This window comes from Acetilactobacillus jinshanensis (assembly GCF_004359375.1).
Classification (GTDB): Bacteria; Bacillota; Bacilli; order Lactobacillales; family Lactobacillaceae; genus Acetilactobacillus; species Acetilactobacillus jinshanensis.
The window spans coordinates 751,186-770,725 of record NZ_CP034726.1 but is presented as its reverse complement, the minus strand read 5'-3'; the positions used below and the strand labels follow the sequence as shown (position 1 = coordinate 770,725).

The window sequence follows — 19,540 nt, the reverse complement described above, 5'->3', positions numbered from 1 at the left end:
TTACATTTATAGACGATTAATAAGAAGAGGTCTAGTAATCAACCTTAATGATCGTTTATTTAAAAATAAAATTGAGTTGGTGTAATGGTTTTCAATGTTAATCCACCACCAATTTATTGTAAATAACCATTGAAAATTCGTTTTCCAGTGTTTGAAAACGCTTACAGCACATTTAAACTATGAAATGAACAGAGGTGAATGAATGCAATGTAACTTATAAGAGGGGGCAATCATCATGGATCAATTAGGTGATAATCACCGTTTTAAACAGAATTTGATTAATTTTTCAATTCTCTCGGTATCACTTTTGATATCCATGGGTAACGCAATTTCACCAGCGTTACCATCCATTGCGAAGTCGTTTCCAAGTATTCCACTTAGCATCGTGGATATGATTGGAACGATCCAGCAGTTTGCAGTTCTGTTAGCTCTGTTTGTTTCAGTTGCCGTTGCCCGTAAGATCGGGATCAAATATACGATCATGACCGGAATCTTTCTGGTCGGCATTTCAGGATTAATTCCAATGTTCTTCAACAGTTTCTTCTTGATCATGCTATCCCGGATCGTTCTAGGTTGTGGCATTGGTTTCTTTAATTCACTGGCCATTGATATTATTAACGTTTACTTCAAGGGTCACGAAAAAGAGCGAGTCAAGATGTGTGGCATTCGAACCTCATTTGAACCCTTAGGTCAGTGTATCCTGAACTTTGCCTGCGGTTTCTTAGTAATGATCAACTGGCACGTTGCCTTTGGGATTTCATTAGCTGCCATTCCGGTCTTTCTGTTGTACTGGAAATACGTTCCGAACATTCATGAAGGCAATGCAAAACCAGCTAAGTCTAAACCGAAAGTACATAAAAGCCATGCTAAGGTTAGTTTAGGGATTTATATCTTAGCCGCATTACTGATGTTCCTAGTAATGTGCAACACGGCCATTACGATTGAAGTTCCGAACATCGTTAGTAATCTTCATTTAGGCAATTCAGCATTCTCAAGCTTGATTATTTCACTGAATACCTTAGCTGCAATGTTCATGGGATTTGAATTTAGCCGAATGTACGGAGTTTTACACCGGTACACTTTATCGGCAGGCTTTGTCTTAATTGCTTTAGGTAGTCTGATCATGTTCTTTAGCCGAGGTAGCTTCATGGTCATCTTAGGCGCAATCGTTAGTGGGATTTCGTTCCCGCTGTCCGGTAGTTATGTTTACGCTTTGATCGGTAAAGTTGCGTCCAAGACCACCGCAGCTTTAGCAATTTCAGTTGTATTAGTTGGCTGCAATCTAGGTTCATTTATCTGCCCGATCGGCGTTAGTGTTCTAGGTCGCATCGGTCGGTTCCTGGATCCGTCCGCTTCGATGATCAACAGTGCGTTCATGATGATGTTCTTCTTATCATTCATCGTGGCCATTGTCATGATCAGCATTACTTCATACAAGTATAAGCAGTCGAGCTTAAGAGTTCATCCGAATAAGATGTTAGGATAAACCGTAAATTAAAATCGATTAATTTGGAGGCTGATATTATGGCTAACAAACAATGGTTTAAAGATGCTGTCGTTTATCAAGTATACCCGATGAGTTTTCAAGACAGTAATGGTGATGGTGTCGGTGATCTGAACGGCATCAAGAGTCGCTTGGATTACATCAAAAAATTGGGTGCCAACGTCATCTGGCTAAACCCAATCTATAAGTCACCGAATAAAGATGATGGCTATGACATCGCTAATTATAAAGAAATTCAACCGGCATACGGCACGATGTGGGACTTTATGTCGTTACTTCACGCCATGCACAAAAAGGGCTTAAAGCTCTTAATGGACCTAGTCGTTAACCATACTTCCGATGAAAACCCTTGGTTCCAGGAAAGTAAGAAGTCCCGTTACAACAAGTATTCTGATTACTACATCTGGCGTGATCCAGTTGATGGCCATGCTCCGAACAACTGGGGTGCTAACTTTGGTGGCTCGTGCTGGACATTTGTTCCAAGCCGTCAGCAGTACTACCTGCATTGTTTCGCACCAGGTCAACCTGATTTGAACTGGGAAAACCCAAACGTCCGCAAGAGTGTCTATAACATCATGAAGTTCTGGCTAGACAAAGGTGTTGATGGCTTCCGCATGGACGTCATCGATTACATCTCGAAACCATACGGCTTACCAAACGGTAAGGTTCCAAAAGGCGGCAAGTACGCACCGGTTGAACCAATGGTTGCTGGTGGACCAAAGTTAGCGTTCTACCTTCGTGAAATGAACAAAGAAGTTCTGTCCCATTATAACGTGATGACCGTTGGTGAAATGCCGAGCAGTCGTCCCCAGGACGTTGCAACCTTAGCTAATCTTGATGGCAAACGTCTAAACATGGTCTTCCAGTTCGAACACGTTAACTTATCACCAAATCCAGATCCACGTTTAGGAAAGTGGAACGACCAGCCGGTTAAGTTGACCCAGTTAAAGCGTGCCTTATCTCGTTGGCAGGTTGGCCTAGATGGCAAAGCCTGGAACAGTCTTTACTGGAATAACCATGACCAGCCACGTGCCGTTTCTCGCTTTGTTGATCACGCTGATGGACCAATGTACTGAGTTCGTGCTGCTAAGATGTTAGGTACGACTTTGCACATGATGCAAGGCACGCCATATGTCTTCGAAGGTGAAGAACTTGGGATGCCAAACAACCACTACACTAAGTTAAGTCAGTACGAAGACTTGGAATCAATCAACGCTTACCACGACTTAGTTGATGAGGGTCATTACGTTGACGGACCGACCATGTTAAAGTACTTAAGTCACATGTCGCGTGATAACGCCCGTTCACCAATGCAGTGGAACGATTCTAAGAATGCTGGCTTTACAACTGGCAAGCCGTGGTTTGCAGTTGGTCCTTACTACAAGAAGATCAACGTTAAAAACGAACTGGCTGATAAGAACTCGGTCTTCTATTACTACCAGAAGTTGATCAGTATTCGTCATCACAGTCCATTGGTTCGTTATGGTGATTACCAAGAATTAGATCCGAAGGATGATCAAGTCTTTGCTTATCTTCGTCATTATCAGGGTAAGACTCTATTAGTCATAAGTAACTTTACTAAGAAGAACGTTACTCGTGACTATCACCAGGCTAACGCTGATAAGTTACTAATCGATAACTATCCTGATGATAAGGGGACGACGTTACGGCCGTTCGAAAGTAAGGTTTACGTCTTTAATAAATAGTGTTCCGTAGTTACTCATAAAGATTTCTCCTTTGATAACCCAAAAATGACTTCACTTGAAAGAGTGAGGTCATTTTTGTTAAGTATTGCTAATTTAATTAGAAACTTTATTAAATTATAAATTAGTTTAGTTGATGGATTTAAAGATACATTGGGGATTTAGTATAATAATAGGTGGAAGTGGTCCTTAATTGTTAACTCAGAAAGTTATTGATGACCTACATAAATTTCTTGATGATGTCCATCGCTATTTTCCATCTAGATACTTATATAATTATGATCACCATCATCGAGAATTAAACAGGGTCAATCTCGAAAAATATCGAAAACGGTTAACGACGTTGGTAAGTCTCTGGCCAATCGATTGTTTTCATAAACATATGGCTGAAGATCTGATTTCACTGAAGCATTTAAATAAGTATTTCTCACAGCCCATGGTTTCAAGATATAACGGGTGGGACGGCTTAAGGCATGCTGCTGAGGTGGTTAATTTAGTTTTTAGCCACCGTGCTCATTATTTGAAATTAACGGAAACGGTCTTGCCTTCATTATCCGCTAAATTATATTCAGTGATCGAAGTAGCTGCCGAAACGAAATTGAATCATCATTATGCTTCGTTTGGCCAGTGTCACGTTTATGATGTTTATCTGGATAAGCGTCAGAACGGTAGTAACAGGAGTTTAATTATTTATTCAGTTCACTTGAGTACCGTTTCGCGTAAAATCCTGAAGGTGATACCATATCGAGATATCCTATTGAGAGCGTTGAACGAGTACTTTGAAACGTTTCAACCAAGCGCTAAAGATGGTCTGATCGATCAATTAGGAAAAATTAAAAGTCCATTCGTCACTACTCAACGATCTGGACTTCAAAGCAACATCACTGCCAAAAGACTCGGTCGGTATAGTACCAATATGAAGTGTTACCGAATTAATCAGCAGTTATATCAAGCGATTCAGGGAAAGGATCAGCTATCGCTAAACCATGAAGAATTCGTGGCGTTGTTGGATTGCTTAACGTTGAATCCGAAGTCACCTAAAGGACTAACCAAACTAATTAATCATGATTGCCAGCGAACGGCACCCACTAAAAAGGAATTTGAATTATTTAGCAAATTGATTCAATAGCATGTGTTTTTAGAATGATTGACTAGTCAAAGAATAGTGCTATTCTAAAAGTGTCACTTTAGACATTAAAAATTTTGATGTCATGCGTAATGTATGACATCTTTTTAAGTTTAAACTTAAAATAGGAGAGTTATACATGAAGTTATTTAAGAGACTAGGTAAAGCTTTACTAATTCTCGTCGGTGTTCTTGGTACCGGTGCCATCTTAACGGCATGTGGTAACAATACCGCTAGCTCGGAATTAGTTCACCCGCACCAGTTGACCGTTGGGATGACCGGTGATTTTCCACCGTATTCTTATAAGTCAAACGGTAAGTTAACCGGTTATGAAGTTCAGGTTGCTAGAGCAATTGCTAAACAGATGCATTTGAAGCCAAAGTTCCGTGAAACCAAATGGGACGGCTTAATTGCCGGCTTAGGTTCCCGTCGTTACGATGCCGTTTTGAATGATATTGCCGTGGTTCACGGTTCTTCCCGTGCTAAGCATTTCTTATCATCAAAACCGTACCTGTATTCCCGTTCGGTATTGATCACCAATGCTAAAAATCACAGTATTAAGACTTTACACAACATCAAAGGTAAAAAGTTTGCCGAAGGCATCGGTACTAACAACGAAAAGATCGCCAAGAAGTACGGTGCTAATGTGGTTCCATCTGCCGACTTTACTTCAACCATGTCATTAATTAACGATGGCCGAATCGCCGGTTGTGTTAACTCTCTCGATAGCTGGAAAGGTTACGCAAAGACGCATTCTACTAAGGGTTTACGAGTTTACGCCATTCCGAACAGCCAATATCAGGCCAGTGCCATTGCGGTTCTATTAGCTAAGCATTCACCAAAGCTTCGCAATAAGATCAATAAAGCCTTAACGACTTTACGTAAGAATGGTACCTTAAAGCGCTTATCCGAAAAGTACTTAGGTGGCAACGAAACCGTTAATAAGAACTTCGGTGGCGTAATTAGTGATAAAAAGTAAATCAGATTTTAAAGTAAATTAAAAGCCGTTTCGTTAATGATTAACGAAACGACTTTTTTTGTATTATGTATTAATTAGTTATTGGCACGACTGTGGCAAATCTGTAAGGTAATGATGGCTGCTAGAACGATAACAGCACCCAAGACTTCAATAAAGTTAACTTGCAGGTTAAAGAAGATGAAACTAAGAATGAAGACCGTGATCGGTTCAAAGGCTGCCGTTAAACTCATAATTTGAGAAGTAACGTATTTAGCAGCCTTAAGGAAGCACATAAACGAAATGATGGTTCCAAAAAGAACGACACAGCTAATCGTTAAGACTAATGCCAAATTTATCTTTGGCGGGTTAACCCAAATCGGTTGCTTAAGATTAAAGGCAACACTACTGATAATAAGGCCCCAGCCTAAGATCAAGATCTGTGGGTAATGCTTTTTCGTTAACGGGACCGGGCAGATTAGATATAAAGCTTGACCAAAGCCGGCGCCGATACCCCACATCAGGGCAGTGGTGCTAATGGATAACTTTGAGAAGTTGCCTTTCGTCAGCACCAGGAAGATCCCAATCATGGCCATAATGAAGACGATTACGTCAATTAGGGACGGTGCTCGACGTTGGACGATGACCATGATCAATAAGACGAATAACGGAGATAGGTACTGCAGAATGGACATCGATGCGGAATTCCCGTACTGAACACTTAGGTATGACGCTAGGAAGTTAACACAGATCCCGAGTAGCGCGTACAAGACCAGGTAGACGATCGATTGAATGCTCTTAAAAATATCAAAGAAATGTCGACGGTACATAAACGCACCGATAATTAACAGAATGATTCCCGCAAAGAAAGTTCGGGTGGATAGAAACCAAACCGCTGACACGTTTTCATGCTGAGAAAGAAACTGCAGCAATGTATCGGCCGTTCCGAACATAATTGTTGCAAACAGGGACCAAAAGATACCCCGGTCTAAATCTGCTTTAATTTTTATATGATTATTCATCTTAGTCATGCCTTCATTCATTATCAAAGTTATGTTTTTATTCTACCATTTATTACAGCGGTTTTATGCATTTATGGACATCTTACTAATGTTGATTTGCTAGGCCTAACGTAATAAATAAAGGGTCGTCAAAATTTGGTTAAGTGGGTATAATAAACTTTAGAAAGAGGGACTTAAAAAAGATGAAGAGTAACCACAAAGTTGTGTTAACGCTCCTGGCTAGCTTAGGGCTATTTGCTTTAGGTGCACCTGTAGTTAACGCAAAGAACGTCAACTCTGCAAATCACGTTAGTCAGGGTCAAACGATTAAGATAACCCATAATCAAAAGCTTCCCGAACTATCCGTAAAGCTTTTACCAATACATCAGCAGGCAGTCACAAAAACTAAAGCTAGTAGTAATCAACCAAGATCGACTAAAACTAAGGTTACGTCTCATGATGTGTCAAGTGTTAAAGTTGCTCAAAAACCAGTTAAACATGATCATGTATCGATAAAATCAGCTGATAAAAAATTAACCAATGAAAATAAAAAAGTTAATTCAAAGAATCAATCGATTAAGAAGATCGACTCAAGAAAGAAGCAATTGGTAACTAAATCTCATTCCAATAATAAAATTAGTAAGAAAGCCGCTCACAAGAATCATCAAAAGGCTACTAATCAAAAGCTTGATCACAAGAAGCAGTCGAAGAAACCAAAGGCTTTGTCTTATAATCAGATTTCGTTACCGAGTAAACCATTGAATGATCGAAGTCATCAAAACATCGGTAACATGAAAAAGTTTGTTAAGATTCGAAAACCTTATCACTATACTGCAATTGGTGGTAATACCCGTGATTTAGGCGGTTACCCAACCGCTGATCATAAGTATCAGACCAAAGTCGATCGAATCATTCGAAGTGCTGATTTAGACGGTCTTTCTAAAACTGGACTTAAAGCACTTAATAAGCTACGTGTCACTAAAATTATTGACCTTCGTTACCAGCCAAGTAACACCGGAATTAGTGGTCATCCCGATCCGAACGAACTTCACGGTAAGATTTTAAAGGGAACCAAGATTAGTTACCAAAAAGATCCCGTTTATTCATACAGTGAAGCTCATCATTTTGATGGCTACATGAAGAAGAACGGTATTCATGGTGAATTTTACTATTATGGTGCACCATCCATTAACGAAGCCCAGGCGATTAAAGCTTACCGTCAGGTCTTTAAAGACCTATTGAATAATCAGCATGGTGCAATTTTGTACCACTGTAATTTAGGCCGTGACCGAACCGGGACGACCAGTGCATTAATTTTATCCGCACTTGGTGTTAGCCGGAACGTGATCTTCCATGATTACTTATTAACGGATTATTACCATTATAAGTATCACCGTGGCAATATCTTGCCTTATTCGAAGCAAGCCGGTGAATTGGCGTACTTCTTTAAGTCGATTAAGCATCAATATGGTAGTGTGAAGAATTATTTGAACCAGGCGATTGGTTTGAGTGATTCAAATATTAAGCAGCTTCAATCAATGTATTTAGTATCGATTAATCAGCATCAACCGACAATTAAATTAACTAAGACTACTCATTAATTAATTCTTAGGGGATACAGTCATGAGAAAGCATCGAATTATTAAGGCTTTAGCAGTTATCATTAGTGTACTTGGCTTAGGTCTAATTGGTAGTAACGTTAATCAGATTTCACACGTTACGCCAACCATTACGGCTTACGCTAAGGACACTGAAGCAGGATTAACCAACCGGATCGCTAATTTTGCAGCTCAGCGGCAACAATATTACTACCCTCAGATTACGTACAACACCCGTGATCTGGGTGGATTAAGAACTAAAAACGGTAAGTATGAAATTAAGCCGCACATGTTATACCGAAGCGCTAACCTGCATTACATTACTCCAGATGGCGTGAACGAGGTTAATCACTTACGGATTCATAATGATATTGATCTACGTCAGATGTACGGGCCAAACGTCAGCATTCACACAAAGCCACAACCTGGTGAATTTCACCTGATGCCGAGCAAAGGGTTGCATATTCATTATTATCAATACGCGGTCGAAGATAGTAAGGAAGAAGCTGAAACTTGGCCAATTCGGAAACGGTTAGGTGAAACCTATCGCTTTGGTTATTGGCACACGAAGAGTCCGACCGCCCGTAAAGCTTATCATGACAGCATTATGGAAATGATCCGTAACGGTCGTAATCCTCGCCGAAATGGAGCTTTAATGTTCAATTGTACGCAAGGGCGTGACCGAACCGGTGTGTTAGCAGCTATTACTGAGTATATATTAGGGATGAGCAAGGCCACGATTTATAATGACTTCTTATTAACTAATTACTATAAGTATCAGTCACCATACATGGATCAAATTTCCAGAATTAACCGTTTTTACGATACGGTTGATAAAAATTATGGAAATATGTGGAATTACGTCCGTTATGGGCTAAACCTGTCCTATAATGATATTAATACACTTAGACATGAGTATCTAAAACGAATTTAATTCAAGTACGATATAAATTTGATATATATTTTATAGTCACCTTAAAAGGTGGCTTTTATTTTTGGGTTGTGATTTTAAAAGATATTTGTTATATTGGGACAAGTTGCAGGTATTAAGGCAACTTTGTTGACAGGATCATTAATTAGATGAGGGATATCGTGATACTATTAACAATGTTGTGTGAAGAATCATGTTGATATGCACAGATATCATTAGGAAGAGGGCATTATGCGTTTTAGTCCGAAAAGCATTGTCAAGTTATTAATAATCTGTTTCGTTACCATTGGTATGGTTGGCACAGTAACTAACAATATACATGCAAAGCGTTATCATTATCACACTTATCGTTATGTTAAGCATCCACGTTATCATCGAGGTCGACGTCATAAACGCCGTTATCGTCATGATAAAGCAGTTTATCTTAAACGCCATAAACGAAAACATTATCACCGTAATAGACGGTTGAAGCGTTATAAACGTAGGACACGAGCCATTTTACGACAAAAACGTTATCGTGAAAATCTTCATGAACAGAATTCGTCAGTCGAATTTCATGAACCCGATAGCAGCATGGGTGATGTCACCCAAATGGAATACGAAACGATTAAGATGATCAATATTGATCGGGCTGCGTATAATTTACCTCCGTTACGTCGAACCAAGGGTTTAACCCAACTGGCTCGAAAACGGGCGGATCAATTAGTAGAATTGAATTACTTAACCCATAAGGATCCACAAGGTCGTAATTATTATGAAGTGGATGCCAAACGAATGGGAATTCACCTGGGTGCCTACAGTGGTGAAAATATTGCCGGTGCTGGATTGGGTCCCATTTTAATGGATAGTAATCCGCACATTTACAATAACGATAATGGGATTCAGATGGCTAATATGGATGAAGATGAAATGTTTAGTCATGACGGTGATTCTCATTGGGGCCATCGTGACAACATTTTGAATTCTCATTACACTAAGATTGGTGTTGGTGCTGAACTTAAAGAAGGTACCAATAATTATTATTTAGTCGAAAATTTCAGTAGCTAATTTTATAAAAATATTGATAAAAGGCATTTTATTCTGACCGAAGCAATTTGGTGGGTATAAAATGCCTTTTATTTTGGCTTAAATTATTTTTATTATTTTATGATGGATTTGGATATCATTATCTTGGGATAATTGATGCAATTGGCGACTAAACGTTTCAGGTCTAATGCCTAAATAATTAGCAATTTCTTTATTTGTGATTGGTAATTTGAAGGGATTTCCGAGTAGCTTCGATTTTGACGCCAGATAATGATAAACAAGTTCTTTCGAGTTATCTATATTCTGACCTAAGTTCATATTTTCTAGTGAAATTAGAATTTTATCAATATGAGTAAGTACATTCTGTGTAAATTTAAGTGATTTGCTTAAAAGAGCTTTGAAATCTCCGTAATTTATTGAATATCCCCAACTGTTTTTTAATGCTGTGGAGTAGTAATAGTTAGGGACCTTATGAAATAAGCCGCTTTGACTGGTTAGCATGCCCTTGGTCACAAAATATATTGTGTGGGATTTACCTTCATGGTTTAACCCATAAATTTTAATTAAACCGCTCTTCATTAGATAAACATCTGGATTAATTTTATTTGGATCATAGATTAATGAGCCCGTAGGATAAAAACATTTACGAACTGAGAGTTGAGAAAATTGTTTAAGTAAATTCAGTGGTAAATTCTTAAATAATTGATAATTACGCAGTGCGTCGATTGAAAAATGCATATAATTTTCCTTTCTTGATATACATCAATGAATTGAGCCTTGTTAATAGGTATCGTAGCTCATTGAAAATGAAAAAAGGAAAGGAAATACCTATGGAAAAATCAAAACAGATGGATTTATTTAATAATCGTAAACCTCATAAATATGATCCGCTTTACATTATTCAAGACGGCGAGAAAGTTCATCTATCAGCTTCACAAATCTTTGATTCTGATAAATATGATCAGTTCTTAGGCGTTACTTATGCAGTATTAAGTAAATTTATTAATCAATACATTACTAAATTTAATGATATTAAATTAGTAATTGGTAATGATGGTTCAAAAAATGACAATAAAGTGTATCAGTCGTTTTCAAGCGTTAACCAAAACGTTTTTAACAGCTTAAAAAATGTTCTACGTCATCGAATGACTGATTTATATCAAGATTTGAATGACTACGCCAAGAAATTATTAACAGCCAAGAATTTTGAGTTATATACACCGTTAACTGCTGTTATTCATAGTAAATTTTATCTGATGAATAATTCTAAAACGGGTGACAATCGAATTGTAGTTGGTTCGGCTAATTTATCTGACCGAGCCTTTAATCCAAAGATTAAACAATTTGAAAACATCATTATCGAGAATAATAGCTCATTATTTAATGACTATAAGGTGTATTTCGATCAAGAACTGTTACCTAATACTCAACCATACTTCCCTAAAGAATTAACGAGTTTAACTAAAAAGAAATTAGTTAAAAAGGATAAAAATGGCAATAAACAACAGATTGAAGATGCATCAGTATTAACCCCTGAAGAAGTAAAGCAGGCTGAAAAGGCTAAGTACGTTGAAATGGCAAATGAATTGAAGCATAAACTCTCGTTAGGTTTGATTGTTCCCAAGGACTTGAATGAATTAAAAATGATGCGTCAAAAACTTCAGGCCATGGACAAAATGGATAAAAAGAACGAAGATACTAAAAACATTACTTTAAAGTTAGAAACCGAGATGATTAATCCACGGACTAAAGTCCCTAAGATCAAAGATTCAAGATCTTTAAAAGTAGCTTATAAGAAAAATGTCCACGTTGAAGTTGCTAAAGACGTTGGCAAAAATGTTGCACAGCGATCCGCTAAATTATTCAGTTTTCCATCACAACGAGTAAAAAATCATTCAGGATTATTTATTGAGCAAGATAATCATAAATTAATTCCGTTTGGCGCTACAGCAAGTGTTGAGCAAATTAGGCACGATTTGAACGGGATCCAAGATTTAATGGATGACTATAACCGTTTTGCGGTTGATAGTGATAATCGATATTGTTCTAGAATTATGGAAATTATTCTCTATGCGTTTGAGTCACCATTTTTGTACGAAGTTCGACAAAAGGCTAAACCTCAGATTGAAGGTCAAGATATCCCCCAATTCCTGTTCATTGGTGGACAAGGTGGTAGTGGTAAGTCATCGTTACTAAGAATTTTAATTAAGTTATTAGGCATTAATAATGGCAGTGATCCTCAACTCTATAGTGAAATCATTCCTGAAGGTGTAACCCGTAAGAAATCATTAACTATTAAACAAATTGAAGCGTGGATCAATACTGGAAACGTTGCACCAATCATTGTTGATGAAGTTCCGTCTGTCTTCTTTAAACGACCTAATTATGGTAATGATTTAATCGTTGATGAAACAAACCGATGTAATGATACCGGTTTACCATTTCCAGTCTTTATTGGAACAACTAATTCATCTGATTATACGTTGCCTGGGCGTTCCCGTCGTCGTTCATATTATCTAGAGAATGATAAGGTATTTGACACTAAATATCGTCAGCAGTCAGGACTTGCTTACAGTAAGGTTTTGGATGAATTGGATTCAAATCTTTTTGATGACTTTGTGGTTCGCTTTTCCAATTTGTTATATCAAGAACCAGATAACTTTTGGAAGAAATATAATAATCAGAATACGACAAGTAATGGCTTATATGATTTCTTACGTGGGGCTCGACTAATTTTTGAGCATTATTATAAAATTTGCGGACTGCCGTTACCTAAATATTTTCCAAAACAAAGATATAACGATGAACAGGAATCTGGCCGTGACAAGTGGAAGAAGTTATATGAATCGCACCCAGACTGGTTCATAACCAATCCTGATAATCATAAAAATATGTTTTTTGATATTAATCGACTAAACGTTAATTCAGGAATTCGGTACGGCGTAAAGCCATCTGAAGTTTATCGAAATGATTTATCACCCAAAGTAGTAGTTGGTAATAAAAATAGTATGCAAATCGAAATTAAAAAAGAACCGTTCTTTGAATGGATTGGAATCAATCCAAATCGACTGAAAGGATGGTGGCATCGAATCTTTAAGTAAAAATGGTAAAAAAAATAACGGCTACTATGAGCCGTTACTTGCTGTTCGCAATTCAAGAATCGACACAGCTTGTATCTAGCTGGCCGTGCATATTGAGATGCAATATGTTTTGCTAATCTAACTTTATTGTTATTGGATTAACTGTTCGTTAGTTCGCATACAAGTAACATTTCGGGATTAGCGTTGAGCTGCTGCTTTATGTAAAGCAGAAACCTTAGCGTATTTAGCTTCGTAAGCGAAACTAATACCTTTAACGACACCATAGCTAACTGGTAAAGTAATTAAAATAACTAAACCTGCTAATACTGTCATAATAATTCCTCCTTCTCAGACTTTTAATTTGAAACCATTAAAGGTCTCAGAAAAAGGACGCTTGCTACCTGGTGTAATTGCGGACAGCGTCTTTAGTATATCATGAAATAATAATAATTTGAAAGGGCCATCGGCGATTCGTTAATCGTTAATGGTCTTTTTTAACTAATTTGGCGATGACGTCACCGTTAGCTTTCTTAACGAAAACAACGTGTTGCTTTGGATTGTTAACTAATGCACCAAAGTCCGTTGCTGGTAATCCATTATCATTATCAATACTCCGAATTCGGTTAACAATAATGTAGTGAATTAATTCCGCATATTTCCGACCTTGACTAGCTTTTTGACTGGCCATTTTTAACGTAAAGCCTGACTTTAAGTAGGACTGAATTAATTCGATCTTAATCAGCGTTAAATAATCATAAACATGATTTCGGTTCTTCTGGTAATTAACTGGTTTAATGTAGCCTTTGGCTTCCCAGTAATGGACTTGACTCCTGGAAAGACCCGTAATTCTGGAAATGTCGTTCATGTTAAAAGCTAAATGGTTTTTCTTAAAAATGGCTTGGAATCGGTTGCGGATGTCGGTTAATAATTGGTTCATTCATTTATCCTCCGTTCGAATTAACAGTTAATATTCTACATTATGTATAATCTTTGTCAATACTGTTGACACTCTATTCATAACCGAGTAATATAAAAATCGTCAATCAAACGAAACAAATTAAATCGATTATAAGGAGGTCAATCATGCATAAAAGAATCGTTGATCAAAACGGTCATTCTTACAGCAGGGGACTGCTGATGGCCGTAATGCTTTTCGGGGCGTTCTTTCCAATTTTGAACGAAACGGTCTTAGCGACGGCTTACCCAAAATTGATGACGTACTTTAATATTAATACATCAACCGTTCAGTGGCTAACAAGTGCCTTTCTGATGGTGGTCGGGATTATGATTCCAATTTCCGCCTGGTTAATGGAACGGATCAACACTAAGACGCTATTTATTTCGACGTTAGTAATCTTTGAGATTGGAACCATTCTAGCGTGGCATGCACCCAATTTTGGAACGTTATTGGCCGCTCGAATTATTCAAGCGATGGCTACCGGTGTTTTAATGCCACTATTTCAAACGGTCATCTTTAATATCTATCCAAAAGGTGAACGTGGTGTTGCCATGGGCCTTGGTGGTCTAGTAATGGGCTTAGCACCTGCGATTGGGCCGACGTTATCCGGTTGGATTATTGATAACGCCCGCTGGCAAGATCTTTTTTCGATCAACACGGCACCGATTGCGGCAGCCATTATCTGTGCAATCTTTCTATTTAAGCCCGTTCTTCCGGTACACAAAGCGAAAATTGATTACTTATCAGTCGTCTTTTCCACGGTTGGCTTCGGATCGATGTTATACGGCTTTTCCTCTGTCGGTCAAAATGGCAGGGGAAGTCCCGTTGTCTTGACGACTTTATTAGTCGGCATCATCTTTACTATTTTATTCGTATGGAGAGATCTTAAGACTAAGTATCCGTTGGTTGACCTTAGTGTTTTCCGGAGCTTTAAGTTCGATTTAGGGACCGCCATTGCATCCCTCGCAATGATGGGCCTGGTCGGCTTTGAAATGATTCTGCCTTTATACCTGCAGACAGTGCGTGGCGACAACGCATTCCATTCCGGATTAACACTGTTAGCCGGAGCACTAACGATTGGCTTGATTAGTCCAGTTACCGGTAAGATTTTCGATAAATACGGCGCTAGATATCTGTGCATTAGCGGTTTCTTCCTAATGGGCGTCGGTACTTTACCGTTTATCTTCCTGACTAAGGACACGCCGGTTCTTTACTTAGTTGTCCTTTATGCCGTTCGTTCGGTTGGGATCGCAATGTCATTAATGACGATTACGACCTACAGTTTGAATGATCTGCCAACTTCCAACGTTAATAATGGTTCTTCAGCATTAAATACCGTGCGACAAATTGCGAGTTCAATTGCGACCGCCGTTTTAACGTCGGTTCTGTCTAACGTTACTAAAAATGCGACGCCCTCAAAGCATTTATTGACGACCGATCCACTGCGATACAAGAGTAGTATGATCCACGCCGCTTTAAGCGGATACCATGCCGCCTTTATCGTTGCTCTGGCATTCTGTGTCATCGGCTTTATCGCAACCTTCTGGGTTAGAAACAAGAAGGAGGTGGCTTAAATGATTTTATTTGCGTTAGTAATCGTTGCAATCCTGTTCTTTATGTCCTGGAACCTCTTCCTGTCGAATCGATGGGTCCACATCACGACGTCATTAATTTCTAGTCTACTGCTATTAGCAACGATTGGCTTTTCAATCGCCAACTTTAACCAGCATTACGGGATGCATTTGGTTAACCATACCCATACCGAAAAGTTAGCTTCGATGAGTCCTAAACAATCAATGTTGGTCTATGAAAAGGTTGGCTCGGCTAAGAAGCACGAAATCGTGGCTTACCGTTCTACTAATAATGGTAGTGTTAAGCACACTAATCCTGACGTCAGCGTCAAAAACCGGATTGTTACCACTAAATCAGCTAAGCCATCTCTGAAGGTCACACATCGTCAATGGTCTTATCGATCCAATGCAGCTCGTGACTGGTTTGGTTTAGCCATGAAGCATCAAACTAAGTCGACCGTCAATACTTTCTACGTACCCAAGAGCTGGATCGTTTTATCAGCAAGCCAAGCTAAGGTGATGAAGCAGTCTGCTAAAAAGATTGCTTTAAATAACAAGCATCAAATGAATTCACAACAGGCAAAGTCCATGTTGAAACAGAAAGCTCAAGCTTACGTTCAGGCTAAGATGATGAAAGCCATGCAAAAGGATCCAAAGATGACGGCTTCACAGAAAAAAGCCGTTATGAAACAAGCTATGCACGAATTTAAGAATCAAATGAAGCGAAAAGCCATGCAAAAGATCATGAAGCAAGTCTTAGCAAAGGCTAAAACTGCTCCGGAAGGCTACGTGGCTAAATAACAAATTTCAATTTCAAATTACACCGATCATTTAGTATAATGAGCGGTGTTTTTTGATGCCAAAAATTAGAGAGGATCGTAAGATGACGAAACTTCATCAGTTGTACCAGAGTTTACCGGTTGGGATGTTATTGTGTGCAGTCGGTGGCAGTTTAGATGCAGACTCGTTTCTGTTGCACGGCCACGTCTTTGCGGGATTGCAGACCGGGAACCTGGTTTTACTCGGTGCTGGTTATTCACAGCTAAGCGGAATGCAAATTATAAAATACATTTCCGCACTGGTGGCGTTTGTGCTTGGCTTGATATTAACCCGATTTTATCAGGATCTTTGTAAAGCGGCGAAGGCTCATCACTTTTCGTTTAGTGCACAGATGATCCTAGCTGAAGTCATTCTATTATTAGTGGTATGTCTGTTATCTCAAAGTGGGCATGATTTAATTTCCATTGCGCTAATGTCGTTCGTTGGTGCGGTTCAGCTCCAGACCTTTCCAAAGATTAAGGGGCATCCCTTTACACCACTAATGATGATGGGCCATATGAAGAAAACGATCAACTTCATGGATAAGGGTGATTATCCCAGGGTTATCGCTAATTTACTATCCTTAATCAGTTTCTTCATTGGAGCCATCATTACAGGATTATTGATTCAATGGCTTAATGATTGGGCATTATTATTTGCGATCATTATGTTAATCAGTATTTTTATCGTTGCGGTTAATAAAAAGGCGTGCTGAAAATTTTCAGTACGCCTTTTAATTTTATTAGTTTATTTAATTTCAGTCTGAATTAATTTAGTTAAGCTGACGGGATGGTTCTGGTTTAAGCCCGCTTTCTTCAATAGCTGGCTGACGTTCATGTGGTTTTTGATGGCGTGGCTATAATCACAGATTGTATGCAGTCCCGAACGGGTTAAAGTCTTGTGACTAGAAAACTGCTGGAGAGCGTTACAGACGTCGATGTCATCGGAATGATTAATTGCATCTTGGATCGTAATTCGTTTACTCATCATTAAGATCCCCTTTATATTTATAATAACGTAAAAGAACATCTGAGATTAGGTATTAGCACACTCTACCTTATATATCAGGCACTTATACTTAAATTGAATAGAAAAAGGGGCTGTTATGATGATTAATCTAAAAGCGAGTCGTTATTATAACAATCGTGAACTGACGTGGCTTGATTTTAACGAACGAGTTTTAGATGAAGCTCGTGATCGTCACAACCCATTGTTAGAACGTCTGAACTTCTTAGCCATTACCCAGAATAACCTGGACCAGTTTATCGGTGTCCGCATGGCTAAGGTCGAAAAACGAATGCAGTTATATCCTGAATTACGGGATATGATGGGATTAACATATCAGAATCAATTAAACGGGATCCGTAAGAAGACCCGAGATATGATTCACCAGATGTATCAGGTTCTACATGATCTACTTCCGGAATTACATAAGCATAATATTAACCTACTTTCGGTTAATCGGTTAACGCCTTATCAGCATAAATTCATTAACCGATACTTCAAGAATTATTTATTACCAACGATTGTTCCATCGGCCGTTGATGCCACTAGACCGTTTCCGTTCGTCCGTTCTGGACAAACCTGGATGGCAATCTTAATTGAAAATCCGTTTACTGAAACCGAATCGTTTGCGGTCTGTCCGATCGCGTGTGCTTTTCCACGAGTGATTAAGTTACCTTCAAATGAACACCATGATAATTTTGTTCTGCAGGAGGACGTGGTTAAGAGCTACATCAAGACGTTCTTCCAGAACTTTTTAGTCGAAGGCGTTGCATGTTTCAGATTACTTCGTGATCAGGACATCGCATTAGACGATCGTCACACCACCAACTTACTTCGGATGGTCAATTATCATCTGCGTGAACTGCAGTACGGGAAGCCATTAATGCTTGAACTCCAAAAGGGTACCAGTCCCAAGATTAAACGGTTCTTGCAGCATCACTATTCCTTAACGGATAAGGATACCTGTGAAGTTAGTGGACCTCTTGATCTTCACTTTGTTGGCCAGATCGTTAAGAGTGTTAAAGGAACTGGCGAACACCAGAAGCTATTTTACAAGAAGTTTATGCCTTTTTTTCCACGGGCTCTCAAAGAAGGCGACATCTTCTCCGCAATTAGACGGCATGACTGGTTCTTTAACCGACCGTTCGACTCATTCCAGCCGGTCATCATGTTTCTCCAGCAGGCTGCCGAAGATCCGAAAGTAGTTGAAGTTCGGATCAGCCTATACCGTGTGTCAAGCACGTCGCCAATTATTAAAGCCTTGGAGGAAGCCGCCGAAAACGGTAAACAAGTTATGGTCTTGATTGAACTCAAGGCTCGTGGCAACGAACAGGCTAACGTCAAGTGGGCTCATGATCTGCAAGCTGCTGGATGCCGTGTCATCTATGGTTTACGAGGGATGAAGACTCATTGTAAATTAACGTTAGTCGTTCGACGAGAAGGTAACGGTTTGCGCCGTTACGTTCACATGGCAACTGGTAACTACAACGATAAGACCGCTAAACACTACGTTGATATGGATATCTTAACGGCTAATCCGGTGGTCGCTAACGATGCCAATAAGATCTTTGACATGCTGTTCGGTTATTCTCGACCGGATGCATTACAGCAGCTTGTAATTGCTCCGTTCAGCATTAAAAAATTTATTAAAGCTAAAATTAAGCAGGAAATTAAGAACGTCCGAAAGGGCAAACCGGCAGCTATCTTTATGAAGATGAATTCGCTGTCTGATGATGCCATCATTAAAGCCCTCTACGAAGCGGGCTACGTTGGCGTCAAGATTCATTTGATTGTCCGAGGAATTTGTGACATTCGGTTGAATAACCCAAAGATTAGTAAACACATTAAGGTTCATTCGATCGTGGGTCGGTTCCTGGAACATAGTCGAATTTATGCCTTTAAGGATGGTAAGCATCCACAAGTCTACTTATCTAGTGCTGACATGATGCCACGAAACTTAGATCGCCGAGTTGAACTCATGTTCCCAGTCTTGGATTCAAACATTCGCAAACAGGTTCTCTGGATCTGTAAACTGATGTGGAAAGATAACGCCAAGACCCGAGTACTTCAGCCTGATGATACCTGGAAGCACGTTCACATCAAGAAGCATGATAAGCGCTTAGATTACCAGCAATACTACGCTAAGCATGCTAAACAAATTGCCATGAAGCTATATAAACATTACCCAGACTGCGTATAAATTTAGTTAATTAAAACAGTCTCTAAAATGATCCCATTTTGTTGAGCAAGTAAGTTTGTTCAA

The 19,540-nt window shown here is 39.0% G+C and carries 16 protein-coding genes and 1 pseudogene; 12 read left to right on the top strand and 5 right to left on the bottom strand.

Features of this window, described 5'->3' with window-relative positions:
* Window positions 1-235 precede the first annotated feature (235 nt).
* The 4 genes and pseudogenes from ELX58_RS03540 to ELX58_RS03525 all read left to right on the top strand — a co-directional run bounded on the left by ELX58_RS03540 (window position 236) and on the right by ELX58_RS03525 (window position 5,312).
* Window positions 236-1,486 (top strand): MFS transporter, encoded by a 1,251-nt coding sequence (locus tag ELX58_RS03540; protein ID WP_133441786.1) that lies wholly within the window; start codon window positions 236-238, stop codon window positions 1,484-1,486.
* Window positions 1,487-1,524: 38 nt separating this feature from the next.
* Window positions 1,525-3,210 (top strand): annotated as a pseudogene (locus ELX58_RS03535) (glycoside hydrolase family 13 protein).
* A gap of 190 nt (window positions 3,211-3,400) precedes the next feature.
* Complete coding sequence (locus ELX58_RS03530) at window positions 3,401-4,336, top strand: hypothetical protein (RefSeq protein ID WP_133441785.1); 936 nt, start codon at window positions 3,401-3,403, stop codon at window positions 4,334-4,336.
* Window positions 4,337-4,472: 136 nt separating this feature from the next.
* The gene (locus ELX58_RS03525; RefSeq protein ID WP_133441784.1) at window positions 4,473-5,312 is read left to right on the top strand and encodes a transporter substrate-binding domain-containing protein; all 840 of its coding nucleotides are present in this window, start codon (window positions 4,473-4,475) and stop codon (window positions 5,310-5,312) included.
* Window positions 5,313-5,386: 74 nt separating this feature from the next.
* On the opposite strand, the gene ELX58_RS03520 is transcribed toward ELX58_RS03525, so the two are convergent.
* Window positions 5,387-6,310, bottom strand: coding sequence for a DMT family transporter (locus tag ELX58_RS03520; RefSeq protein WP_162614626.1), 924 nt, complete (start codon window positions 6,308-6,310; stop codon window positions 5,387-5,389).
* A gap of 182 nt (window positions 6,311-6,492) precedes the next feature.
* Between ELX58_RS03520 and ELX58_RS03515 the strand changes: the two genes are divergently transcribed.
* The 3 genes from ELX58_RS03515 to ELX58_RS03505 all read left to right on the top strand — a co-directional run bounded on the left by ELX58_RS03515 (window position 6,493) and on the right by ELX58_RS03505 (window position 9,865).
* A complete protein-coding gene (locus ELX58_RS03515) occupies window positions 6,493-7,890 on the top strand; it encodes a tyrosine-protein phosphatase (RefSeq protein WP_133441782.1) in 1,398 nt (465 codons plus the stop codon).
* A gap of 22 nt (window positions 7,891-7,912) precedes the next feature.
* Window positions 7,913-8,821, top strand: a complete 909-nt coding sequence (locus ELX58_RS03510) for a tyrosine-protein phosphatase (protein WP_133441781.1) — start codon at window positions 7,913-7,915, stop codon at window positions 8,819-8,821.
* A 228-nt stretch (window positions 8,822-9,049) separates the two neighbouring features.
* Window positions 9,050-9,865 carry a CAP domain-containing protein gene (locus ELX58_RS03505; RefSeq protein WP_133441780.1) on the top strand — a complete coding sequence of 272 codons (816 nt, stop codon included), beginning with the start codon at window positions 9,050-9,052 and terminating at the stop codon, window positions 9,863-9,865.
* Window positions 9,866-9,943: 78 nt separating this feature from the next.
* On the opposite strand, the gene ELX58_RS03500 is transcribed toward ELX58_RS03505, so the two are convergent.
* Window positions 9,944-10,582: a Crp/Fnr family transcriptional regulator gene (locus tag ELX58_RS03500; RefSeq protein ID WP_133441779.1), complete on the bottom strand. Its 639-nt coding sequence runs from the start codon at window positions 10,580-10,582 to the stop codon at window positions 9,944-9,946.
* 92 nt (window positions 10,583-10,674) lie between these two features.
* Between ELX58_RS03500 and ELX58_RS03495 the strand changes: the two genes are divergently transcribed.
* Window positions 10,675-12,945 carry a phospholipase D-like domain-containing protein gene (locus tag ELX58_RS03495; protein WP_162614625.1) on the top strand — a complete coding sequence of 757 codons (2,271 nt, stop codon included), beginning with the start codon at window positions 10,675-10,677 and terminating at the stop codon, window positions 12,943-12,945.
* A 177-nt stretch (window positions 12,946-13,122) separates the two neighbouring features.
* On the opposite strand, the gene ELX58_RS08065 is transcribed toward ELX58_RS03495, so the two are convergent.
* Window positions 13,123-13,257, bottom strand: coding sequence for a hypothetical protein (locus ELX58_RS08065; protein ID WP_257791765.1), 135 nt, complete (start codon window positions 13,255-13,257; stop codon window positions 13,123-13,125).
* Between the two features lie 148 nt (window positions 13,258-13,405).
* The gene (locus tag ELX58_RS03490; RefSeq protein WP_133441777.1) at window positions 13,406-13,861 is read right to left on the bottom strand and encodes a MerR family transcriptional regulator; all 456 of its coding nucleotides are present in this window, start codon (window positions 13,859-13,861) and stop codon (window positions 13,406-13,408) included.
* A gap of 146 nt (window positions 13,862-14,007) precedes the next feature.
* Here ELX58_RS03490 and ELX58_RS03485 point away from each other — a divergent pair, with 146 nt between their 5' ends.
* The 3 genes from ELX58_RS03485 (at window position 14,008) to ELX58_RS03475 (ending at window position 16,987) form a co-directional block, all read left to right on the top strand.
* Complete coding sequence (locus ELX58_RS03485; protein WP_133441776.1) at window positions 14,008-15,456, top strand: MDR family MFS transporter; 1,449 nt, start codon at window positions 14,008-14,010, stop codon at window positions 15,454-15,456.
* A complete protein-coding gene (locus ELX58_RS03480; RefSeq protein ID WP_133441775.1) occupies window positions 15,457-16,254 on the top strand; it encodes a DUF4811 domain-containing protein in 798 nt (265 codons plus the stop codon).
* Window positions 16,255-16,336: 82 nt separating this feature from the next.
* A complete protein-coding gene (locus ELX58_RS03475) occupies window positions 16,337-16,987 on the top strand; it encodes a YoaK family protein (protein WP_162614624.1) in 651 nt (216 codons plus the stop codon).
* 32 nt (window positions 16,988-17,019) lie between these two features.
* Here the strand turns inward: ELX58_RS03475 and ELX58_RS03470 are convergent, their stop codons facing one another.
* Complete coding sequence (locus ELX58_RS03470) at window positions 17,020-17,262, bottom strand: hypothetical protein (protein ID WP_133441773.1); 243 nt, start codon at window positions 17,260-17,262, stop codon at window positions 17,020-17,022.
* Between the two features lie 118 nt (window positions 17,263-17,380).
* Between ELX58_RS03470 and ppk1 the strand changes: the two genes are divergently transcribed.
* A complete protein-coding gene (gene ppk1 / locus ELX58_RS03465) occupies window positions 17,381-19,477 on the top strand; it encodes a polyphosphate kinase 1 (protein WP_162614623.1) in 2,097 nt (698 codons plus the stop codon).
* Window positions 19,478-19,540 lie beyond the last annotated feature (63 nt).

What these genes read in the sequence shown, in the direction of transcription:
- ELX58_RS03540 (WP_133441786.1), top strand. Translation starts at nt 236, where the DNA reads ATGGATCAATTAGGTGATAATCACCGTTTTAAACAGAATTTGATTAAT.
- ELX58_RS03525 (WP_133441784.1), top strand. Translation starts at nt 4,473, where the DNA reads ATGAAGTTATTTAAGAGACTAGGTAAAGCTTTACTAATTCTCGTCGGT.
- ELX58_RS03520 (WP_162614626.1), bottom strand. Translation starts at nt 6,310, where the DNA reads ATGAATAATCATATAAAAATTAAAGCAGATTTAGACCGGGGTATCTTT.
- ELX58_RS03515 (WP_133441782.1), top strand. Translation starts at nt 6,493, where the DNA reads ATGAAGAGTAACCACAAAGTTGTGTTAACGCTCCTGGCTAGCTTAGGG.
- ELX58_RS03510 (WP_133441781.1), top strand. Translation starts at nt 7,913, where the DNA reads ATGAGAAAGCATCGAATTATTAAGGCTTTAGCAGTTATCATTAGTGTA.
- ELX58_RS03505 (WP_133441780.1), top strand. Translation starts at nt 9,050, where the DNA reads ATGCGTTTTAGTCCGAAAAGCATTGTCAAGTTATTAATAATCTGTTTC.
- ELX58_RS03500 (WP_133441779.1), bottom strand. Translation starts at nt 10,582, where the DNA reads ATGCATTTTTCAATCGACGCACTGCGTAATTATCAATTATTTAAGAAT.
- ELX58_RS03495 (WP_162614625.1), top strand. Translation starts at nt 10,675, where the DNA reads ATGGAAAAATCAAAACAGATGGATTTATTTAATAATCGTAAACCTCAT.
- ELX58_RS08065 (WP_257791765.1), bottom strand. Translation starts at nt 13,257, where the DNA reads ATGACAGTATTAGCAGGTTTAGTTATTTTAATTACTTTACCAGTTAGC.
- ELX58_RS03490 (WP_133441777.1), bottom strand. Translation starts at nt 13,861, where the DNA reads ATGAACCAATTATTAACCGACATCCGCAACCGATTCCAAGCCATTTTT.
- ELX58_RS03485 (WP_133441776.1), top strand. Translation starts at nt 14,008, where the DNA reads ATGCATAAAAGAATCGTTGATCAAAACGGTCATTCTTACAGCAGGGGA.
- ELX58_RS03480 (WP_133441775.1), top strand. Translation starts at nt 15,457, where the DNA reads ATGATTTTATTTGCGTTAGTAATCGTTGCAATCCTGTTCTTTATGTCC.
- ELX58_RS03475 (WP_162614624.1), top strand. Translation starts at nt 16,337, where the DNA reads ATGACGAAACTTCATCAGTTGTACCAGAGTTTACCGGTTGGGATGTTA.
- ELX58_RS03470 (WP_133441773.1), bottom strand. Translation starts at nt 17,262, where the DNA reads ATGATGAGTAAACGAATTACGATCCAAGATGCAATTAATCATTCCGAT.
- ppk1 (WP_162614623.1), top strand. Translation starts at nt 17,381, where the DNA reads ATGATTAATCTAAAAGCGAGTCGTTATTATAACAATCGTGAACTGACG.